The 7,075-nt window shown below is 69.6% G+C and carries 9 protein-coding genes; 7 read left to right on the top strand and 2 right to left on the bottom strand.

Translation table 11 applies throughout. The annotated features are described in order from the left end of the window. The first annotated feature begins 62 nt into the window (after positions 1-62). The 6 genes from KY661_RS36280 (at position 63) to KY661_RS37465 (ending at position 5,857) form a co-directional block, all read left to right on the top strand. Positions 63-2,252: a TonB-dependent receptor domain-containing protein gene (locus KY661_RS36280; protein ID WP_225414559.1), complete on the top strand. Its 2,190-nt coding sequence runs from the start codon at positions 63-65 to the stop codon at positions 2,250-2,252. Continuing rightward, a complete protein-coding gene (locus KY661_RS36285) occupies positions 2,249-3,022 on the top strand; it encodes a hypothetical protein (RefSeq protein WP_225414560.1) in 774 nt (257 codons plus the stop codon). Before KY661_RS36280 ends, KY661_RS36285 begins: the two co-directional genes overlap by 4 nt. Further along, positions 3,019-3,849 (top strand): hypothetical protein, encoded by an 831-nt coding sequence (locus KY661_RS36290; protein ID WP_225414561.1) that lies wholly within the window; start codon positions 3,019-3,021, stop codon positions 3,847-3,849. Before KY661_RS36285 ends, KY661_RS36290 begins: the two co-directional genes overlap by 4 nt. Before the next feature lie 143 nt (positions 3,850-3,992). Further along, a complete protein-coding gene (locus KY661_RS36295; protein ID WP_225414562.1) occupies positions 3,993-4,415 on the top strand; it encodes a hypothetical protein in 423 nt (140 codons plus the stop codon). A gap of 97 nt (positions 4,416-4,512) precedes the next feature. After that, positions 4,513-4,860 (top strand): putative signal transducing protein, encoded by a 348-nt coding sequence (locus tag KY661_RS36300; protein ID WP_225414563.1) that lies wholly within the window; start codon positions 4,513-4,515, stop codon positions 4,858-4,860. A 22-nt stretch (positions 4,861-4,882) separates the two neighbouring features. Further along, positions 4,883-5,857, top strand: coding sequence for a tetratricopeptide repeat protein (locus KY661_RS37465; RefSeq protein ID WP_317987329.1), 975 nt, complete (start codon positions 4,883-4,885; stop codon positions 5,855-5,857). Between the two features lie 6 nt (positions 5,858-5,863). Here the strand turns inward: KY661_RS37465 and KY661_RS36310 are convergent, their stop codons facing one another. After that, a complete protein-coding gene (locus KY661_RS36310; RefSeq protein WP_225414564.1) occupies positions 5,864-6,160 on the bottom strand; it encodes a hypothetical protein in 297 nt (98 codons plus the stop codon). A gap of 62 nt (positions 6,161-6,222) precedes the next feature. On the opposite strand from KY661_RS36310, the gene KY661_RS36315 reads away from it, so the two are divergent. Beyond that, positions 6,223-6,423, top strand: coding sequence for a SlyX family protein (locus KY661_RS36315; RefSeq protein ID WP_075008674.1), 201 nt, complete (start codon positions 6,223-6,225; stop codon positions 6,421-6,423). Positions 6,424-6,431: 8 nt separating this feature from the next. Here the strand turns inward: KY661_RS36315 and KY661_RS36320 are convergent. Beyond that, a partial coding sequence (locus KY661_RS36320) for a hypothetical protein (protein ID WP_225414565.1) occupies positions 6,432-7,075 on the bottom strand: 644 nt, incomplete at its 5' end.

Below are 7,075 nucleotides of genomic sequence, written 5' to 3' on the forward strand. Positions count from 1 at the left end.
TGTGCCAGGGAAACCTGCGCCCATGCACGCCGGGAGAGGACCCTCCGCGCCCACGGCGATCCATGTCCGCACTCTTGTTGTGGTGTGCCCTCCTGGCGTCCTCCCCTCTTGGGGAGAACGGCACCGGAGAAGAAGCCCCTGTTGTGCCCGCCCCGGAGAGGGCGCCGGAGGCCGAGGGACCGCCGCCGGTCCCGGCCCCGGAAGCCACCGTGCCCCCGGAGCCGGAGGCGCGCCCGGTGAGCCAGGCGCCGGAGCCGGCGGAACCGGAACAGGCGCCGGAGCCGCCCGTGGCAGGCACGACCGTGCGAGCGGCGCGGCCCGCGCGGAGCGCCTCGGAGGTGACGCTGGACCGGGAGGTCCTCAAGTCGGCGCCCCGGACGGGAGCGGTGGACTTGCTGCGGCTGGTGCCGGGCCTGGTCGTCTCGCAGCACGGGGGCGAGGGCAAGGCACACCAGCTGTTCCTGCGAGGGTTCGACGCGCTGCACGGGCAGGACGTGGAGCTGAACGTAGGCGGGCTGCCGGTGAACGAGGTGAGCCACGTCCACGCGCTGGGCTACGCGGACCTCAACTTCCTCATCCCCGAGGTGGTGCGGGAGCTGCGGGTGACGGAGGGCTCGTACCGGGCCTTTCAGGGCGACTTCGCGGTGGCGGGGACGGTGCGGGTGGAGCTGGGGCTGGAGGAGCCCGGCGTGCTGCTGGCGGGAACGGTGGGGCAGTACGGGCAGCGGCGGGTGGTGGCGGCGGTGCGGCCCGGAGAGAACGAGGAGACCTTCGCGGCGGTGGAGCTGGGCGAGGGCCGGGGCTTCGGCCCGCGCCGGGGCTTCGGAAAGGCCTCGCTGCTGGCCCAGGCGGCCACGGAGCTGGAGACGGACGCGGGGGCCGTCCGCGTGCGCGCCCTCGCGGGCAGCTACACCACACGCTTCGACACGCCAGGGGTGGTGCGGGAGGACGACGTGCTGGCGGGGCGGCAGGACTTCTACGCGGCCCCCCTGGGGCGGCAGGGAGGCTCGGCGGTGCGGCACCAGCTCCTGCTCGGCATGGAGCTGCCGAGGAACGAGGGCCACCGCACGGTGCTGGAGGTGTTCGGCGTCATCACGGACCTGCGGCTGCGCAACAACTTCACGGGCTTCCGCGGGGACGAGCGCGGGGACGGGCTGGAGCAGACGCACGATGGGCGGACGCTGGGGGTGCGGCTGGAGCACCGGCGGCGGTTCTCCGTCTGGGGACGGGAGGTGGCGGGCGAGTTCGGACTGGGCGCGCGCAGGGATGGGGCGGAACAGACGCAGCGCCGGTACCGGGAGTCGGACGGCACGTTCTTCGCGGAAGAGGTGGACGCGAGCTTCGTGCAGACGGACGTGTGGGGGTACGCGGAGGCGCAGGTACCGCTGGGCCGGTGGCGGCTGCTCCTGGGAGGCCGGGCGGATGCGCTGGGGGTGAACGTCTTCGACGCGCTGGCGTTCCGGGATCCGCGCTACTACGACGGGCGAGGCTACTCGCGCAGCGCCTTCGGGGTGCACACGGGGGCCAAGGCGGGCGTGGAGCTGTCGCTGACGGAGCGCTGGCGGCTGTTCGCGAGCTACGGGGACGGCTTCCGCTCGCCCCAGGCGCGGAGCCTGGCGGAGGGCGAGCGCACGCCGTTCGTCTCGGTGCGGGGCGCGGAGCTGGGCGCGCGGAGGGAGGGCGAACGCCTGGCGTTGCAGGTGAGCCTCTTCGGCTCGCAAGTCGAGGACGACTTCTTCTTCGACCACACGGTGGGGACCACGGTCTTCACGGGCGAAACGCTGCGCGCGGGGGCCACGGTGGCGCTGCAAGCACGGCCCTGGGAGGGCGTGACGGCGGCCCTGAGCGCGACGGGCGCACACGCGCGGGTGACGGCGACGGACACGCTGCTGCCCTACTTCGCGCCGCTGGTGGCCCGGGCGGACGTGGGCTGGGAGCGGGAGCTTCCGCTGTGGGGCGCGGCGGGCGAGGTGTTCGCGGGAACGGGCCTCACGTTGATTGGCCCGAGGCCCCTGCCCTTCGACGAATACAGCCGCACGGTGTTCCTGGTGGACGTGCAGGTGGGGGTGCGCCGGGGCGTGCTGGGCCTGCGGCTGGAGGTGAAGAACCTCCTGGACGCACGGTGGCGCGACGGGGAATTCGTCTACGGCTCGCGCATGGACCCGTCGGCGCCGGCGAGCCTCGTTCCAAGCAGACATTTCACCGCGGGGACGCCACGAACGGCCTCGCTCACGCTGGAGGTACACCTATGAGACACACCCTGACGCGGCACACGGTTCTACGGGCGGCGCTGGCACTGACGGTGCTGGCCGGCTGCGGCACGGGCCAGGAGCGGCGCACGTTCCCAGTCGAGATGACGGCGCAGCCGATGACGGGCGCGAACGAGCACGGCTGGACGGTGACGCTGACGGCCGTGCATGCCTCGGTGGGGCCGGTGCGCTTCTTCGAGGGCCGGGTCCTGCTCTCCCGGCGCTGGCGGAACTTCGACTGGTACACGCTGGTGGGGGGCACGGCCTCGGCGCACCCGGGCCACTACGTCCCGGGGGACGCACTGGCGGAGGTGCTGAGCACGGCCACGGTGGACCTGCTGGCCACCTCGCCCACGGTGCTGGGCGAGGCCAACGCGGTGACGGGGGACTACGGCTCGCTGGAGCTGACGTTGCCGGTGGCCACAGGGGCGAGCGACGCCCAGGGAGCGCTGAACGGCCACGCGGTGCGCGTGTGCGGCGAGGCGGTGCACACGGACGGGCGGAAGGTGCGCTTCGACGCGCAGGCGAACCTGCCCAAGCCCATCGAGGGCATCCGCTTCGAGCGGGTGCTGGGCACGGAGCAGGGCCGGGCGCGCATCACGGTAGACCTGGCGAAGTGGCTGGGCCGGATCGACTTCGGCACGGTGGGCGTGCCGGACACGGGAGCAGAACAACCCTTCCCCGCTTCGAGCCAGGCGATGAACGCCCTGGTGCGCGGCGTGGAAGACACGAGCGCCTACGCGGTGGCGTGGGTGGACGGAGGAGCGCAATGAAGAAGTGGATGCTGGGAGCAGTGGTGCTGGGCCTGACGGCGTGCGGAGACGGCTCGGGGGACGTGGTGTTCACGGCCTACGGTGAGGACTACATCGAGAAGGAGATCCCCGCGTCGGCGTTCGAGGACGGCTGGACGGTGAAGTTCTCGAAGTTCCTGGTGACGCTGGGCGAGCTGAAGGTGGGGGACGGAAAGAGCGAGGTGGCGGCCTCGTCATCGAAGGCGCGGGTGTACGACGTGCACCGGCCGGGGCCGGTGGAGGTGGAGCGCTTCACGGGCCTGTCGGCGCAGGACTGGACGGAGGTGAGCTACGCGATTGCCCCGTCCACGGACGCGGCGGCGGGCAACGCCACGGCGGAGGACCTGGCGCTGCTGAAGGCGGGCGGCTACGCGGTGTACGTGGACGGCACGGCGGAGAAGGGAGGCGACCGGAAACACTTCGCCTGGGGCTTCACGCAGAACACGCTGTACGAGCACTGCGAGAGCACGGACAAGGGCGAGGGGCTGACGGTGCCGGATGGCGGAGAGGAGACGGTGCAGCTCACCCTCCACGGCGACCACCTCTTCTTCGACGACCTGCAGTCGCCGGACGCGAAGATGCGGTTCGACGCGCTGGCGGCGGCGGACGTGGAAGGAGGCCTGAACGGCCCGAACGGCGAAATCACGATGGAGGAGCTGGCCCAGGTGGACCTGACGTCCCTGCCGCCGGGGACGTACGGCACGGGGGGCGCGGGGAACGTCCGGAACCTACGGGACTTCGTGAACGCGCTGGTGCGGACGCTGGGCCACTACCAGGGCGAGGGCGAGTGCGCGCCCAGGGCCCGCTAGCCGCCACAGCCTGCACGGCTGCTGAGTACTCGAAAGAGCGAGTGCTCAGCAGTTGCCGGTGAACAGTGGGGCACCCAGGAAACCAAGCAACCTGCAGCCAAGCTGCTTCGGAGTGCATAGCTCCTGGAGGAGGAGGCAAGAGGATGCGAACGGTGACCTACGAGCGAAGCGGACGGACCAACACGGGAGCCCAGGCGCTCCGGGTAGAGGGGCTGCACCACCTGCGCATCTTGGAGCAAGGCGAAGAGATTTCGGAGCGGGAGCTCACCCAGGACGAGGTGTCGCGCCTGAAGCCCCTGATGGAGGAAGCGGCGCGGCGGCCCTCACCGGCGGTGGTGGAGCCGGACGGAGGCGGTCCGGAGGAGCTGGCGGTCAGCCTGGCCTTCGAGGACGAGAGCGTGCCCCGGGTCCGGCTGGGGGTGGAGCGGTTCCCGGCGAAGGGGGCGGGCTTCCCCTACGACGATCTGCTCCGGGAGCTGGACACCCTGCTCACGGCGGAGCTGCACACGCGGATGCCCCGGCACGCGCATGCGGTGTTGCCGCACATGCTGCGCGTGGAAGAGTAACCCCAAGCCCGGGTGGCCCCTCCCCCAGAGAGCAAACTCGCCTGGGACGGGGGGCAGGGCTGTTGCGGGCCCCCAGGAGGCGTGACAGAGAAGAGGGATGAAGCGGGTTCGGCTGGAAGTCCATCGGACGGTAGGCACCGCGAGACTGTTGGCGGGAGCGCTGGAAGCGGCGGGCATTTCCGCGGAAGTCCGAGGCGAGTCCCTGGCCCCCCTGGGGGGCGAAATCCCGAGCACGGAAACGTGGGTCGAAGTATGGGTCCCCCAGCATGAAGAGGCCGCCGCGAAGGAGCTGCTCGCGGAGCTGGAAGCCAACCAGGAAGCAGCATCGAGAGAAGTCCGGTGCCCGCGCTGCGCGGAAGCCAACCCGGGGAACTTCGAGTGGTGCTGGAGCTGTGGCGTGGACCTTCCCTCCACCCTGAAACCGCGGCTCCGGGCCGTGCCCTGAAGTTCGCCGGGAGGACACGCGCGTGGAAGAAACGGTCAGTCCCCGCTCTCCCCCGCCCGGGCGATGGCGGCTGAGTCAGGGGATACAGCGGACGCTGGCGGTGGTGGGGGTGGCGTTTTTGATCCACCTCATCCCCCTGTTCCTGCCCAGAAACATGCCAGAGCAGGAGCTGGCGATTGCCCGCGCGACTCCGGACGCCCAGCAGCGGGTGGCCGTGCTGCTGCCCCTGAAAGAGAACGCGAAAGCGACGGGAGCCGAGCTCCGGGAAGCCGCGGAACTCATCATGGAGAAAGCCCCCGCGGAGGCACGCATTCTCCTGGAAGAAGCGAAGAAGCGGGAGCCGGGCGCGGTCGAGAGCCAGCTCCTCCAGGCGCGCATCTGCCAGTTGGAACGGATGGACCGGTGCGTCCAGGAGACCCTGGAGCGGGCGGTGCACATGGCGCCCCAGGATGCACGGCCGGACCTGCTCCGGGCGGAGATGAGCGAGAGGGCCGGAAATCTCGCAGGAGCCCTGGAGGCGCTCGCCCGGGCGAGAAGCAAGCAGCCCCAGGACACAGCCGTGGGCCTGCGCTACGCGCGGCTGCTGAGCGTGACAGCCCGCCATGAAGAAGCGGAAGCCGTGATGCGCCAGCTGGAGCCCCAGCTCTCCAACAGGGAACTGCTCCTTCAGATGGGGATTCTGAAAACCCGTGCTGGAAGAAACCAGGAAGCGCGGGCCTTCTTCGCCCAAGCCGTGGGAGAAGCGCCTGGGTCCCCCGTGGCGCACTACCACCTGGGCATGTCGCACTTCCAGCTCGGGGATGTGGACGCAGCGGAAGAGGAACTGAGAACCGCGGACCGGCTGGACGTGTCGAATCCCGACGCCCTCGCGGCCCTGTGTGCGCTTCAAATCCAGGCAGCGCGGTACGAGGCAGCCCGCATCACGAAGATGGACCTCGAGCGTCGCTTCCAGGACCGGCAGGAGCTCATCCGGAGCGCCTGCCGGATGGACCGCTGAGCGGACTTACGGCTCGACGCCCCGGATCCGGCGAAGGAGCTGGGCAGCGCTCTTCACCTCGGCATCAACCGAGCCGTCGGCGAGCTCCGTACGGACCACCGCCTGGAGAAAGGGCAGCGCCTCCTCATGACGGCCCTGCGCGAAGAGCAGCTCGCCCAGCGCCATCCGGCTCCGGGTGAGGAGCACCAGGCTCTCAGTGGCGACGGCGGCATCAATCGCGTCGCTCAGGGCGGATTCGGCGAGCTCTTCCTGCCCTCGGGAGAGCAGCTCCCGGGCCCGCTGAATGTGTTCGAGGGCATTCATGGAGGAGAACCCCGGACAGCAGGACGCGCGCGGGAAAGGAGAATGAGGTATCCCTTTCCCGCATGGACGAGTCGCGCCTCATCGAGCTGGAGCTTCGATACATGCAGCAGCAAGAACTGCTGCAGCAGCTCAACGACGTTCTGTACACGCAGCAGCGAGCACTGCAGGTGCTGACGGCGGAGGTGGAGCTGCTGAAGCGCAAACTGGAAGGCGAGCCAGGCCTGGTGGATGCGCGGCAGCACGAGAAGCCTCCGCACTACTGACCGCGCGGCTAGAAGCGGTAGCCCAACCGGAGACCAACCGTCGGATCCGGGGTGAGGTAACCGACTTCCGCTCCGAAGCTGAGCGCGCCGCTCTTCACACCAAAGCCCAGGGCGGCGTGGGTGCGGAACGTGTCACCCTCGAAGAGAATCCATGGACCGACGAGACCTTCCACGTAGAACCGCCGGTTGAGGTTGGCGCGCAGGGTCAGATCGATGGGAATCCCAACCGTATCCTCATCCGGAACGAAGGCCAGACCGAAGCGGGCGCCCAAGTCCAGGGGGCCGACGAGCCGGGTATCAAAGCCAAGCGTGGCTTGGAAAGACGCACCATGGTCAATCCAATAATCCGCGCCCAGCCCCAGCCGCGTGTTGGCGGCCTCTGAGACGGAAGGCGCAACCAAGACACCCAGCGCGACGGCACCGCCAAGGCAGGAGTGCAGGAGTTTCATGCAAGAGGCTCCAGGGGATGCGAGGAAACTGCCACTCAAGCAGGCCCTGAAGCGAGTTGCCACAAACACTTGCAGGCAATTCATGCAAATGTTGGCAAAACTATCGACAAAAACAAACAGCCCAAAAAAAACAAAACGCCCCTGGGGCCCAGTGAAGGGCGCCAGGGGCGCAGTGTACAAAAAAGAATCCGGCAGCGACCTAC

The sequence above is a fragment of the Allostigmatella hybrida genome, from assembly GCF_020103775.1.
GTDB classification, from domain to species: Bacteria; Myxococcota; Myxococcia; order Myxococcales; family Myxococcaceae; genus Hyalangium; species Hyalangium aurantiaca.

Coding starts and splice junctions, on each gene's coding strand:
- KY661_RS36280 (WP_225414559.1), top strand. CDS start 63: ATGTCCGCACTCTTGTTGTGGTGTGCCCTCCTGGCGTCCTCCCCTCTT.
- KY661_RS36285 (WP_225414560.1), top strand. CDS start 2,249: ATGAGACACACCCTGACGCGGCACACGGTTCTACGGGCGGCGCTGGCA.
- KY661_RS36290 (WP_225414561.1), top strand. CDS start 3,019: ATGAAGAAGTGGATGCTGGGAGCAGTGGTGCTGGGCCTGACGGCGTGC.
- KY661_RS36295 (WP_225414562.1), top strand. CDS start 3,993: ATGCGAACGGTGACCTACGAGCGAAGCGGACGGACCAACACGGGAGCC.
- KY661_RS36300 (WP_225414563.1), top strand. CDS start 4,513: ATGAAGCGGGTTCGGCTGGAAGTCCATCGGACGGTAGGCACCGCGAGA.
- KY661_RS36310 (WP_225414564.1), bottom strand. CDS start 6,160: ATGAATGCCCTCGAACACATTCAGCGGGCCCGGGAGCTGCTCTCCCGA.
- KY661_RS36315 (WP_075008674.1), top strand. CDS start 6,223: ATGGACGAGTCGCGCCTCATCGAGCTGGAGCTTCGATACATGCAGCAG.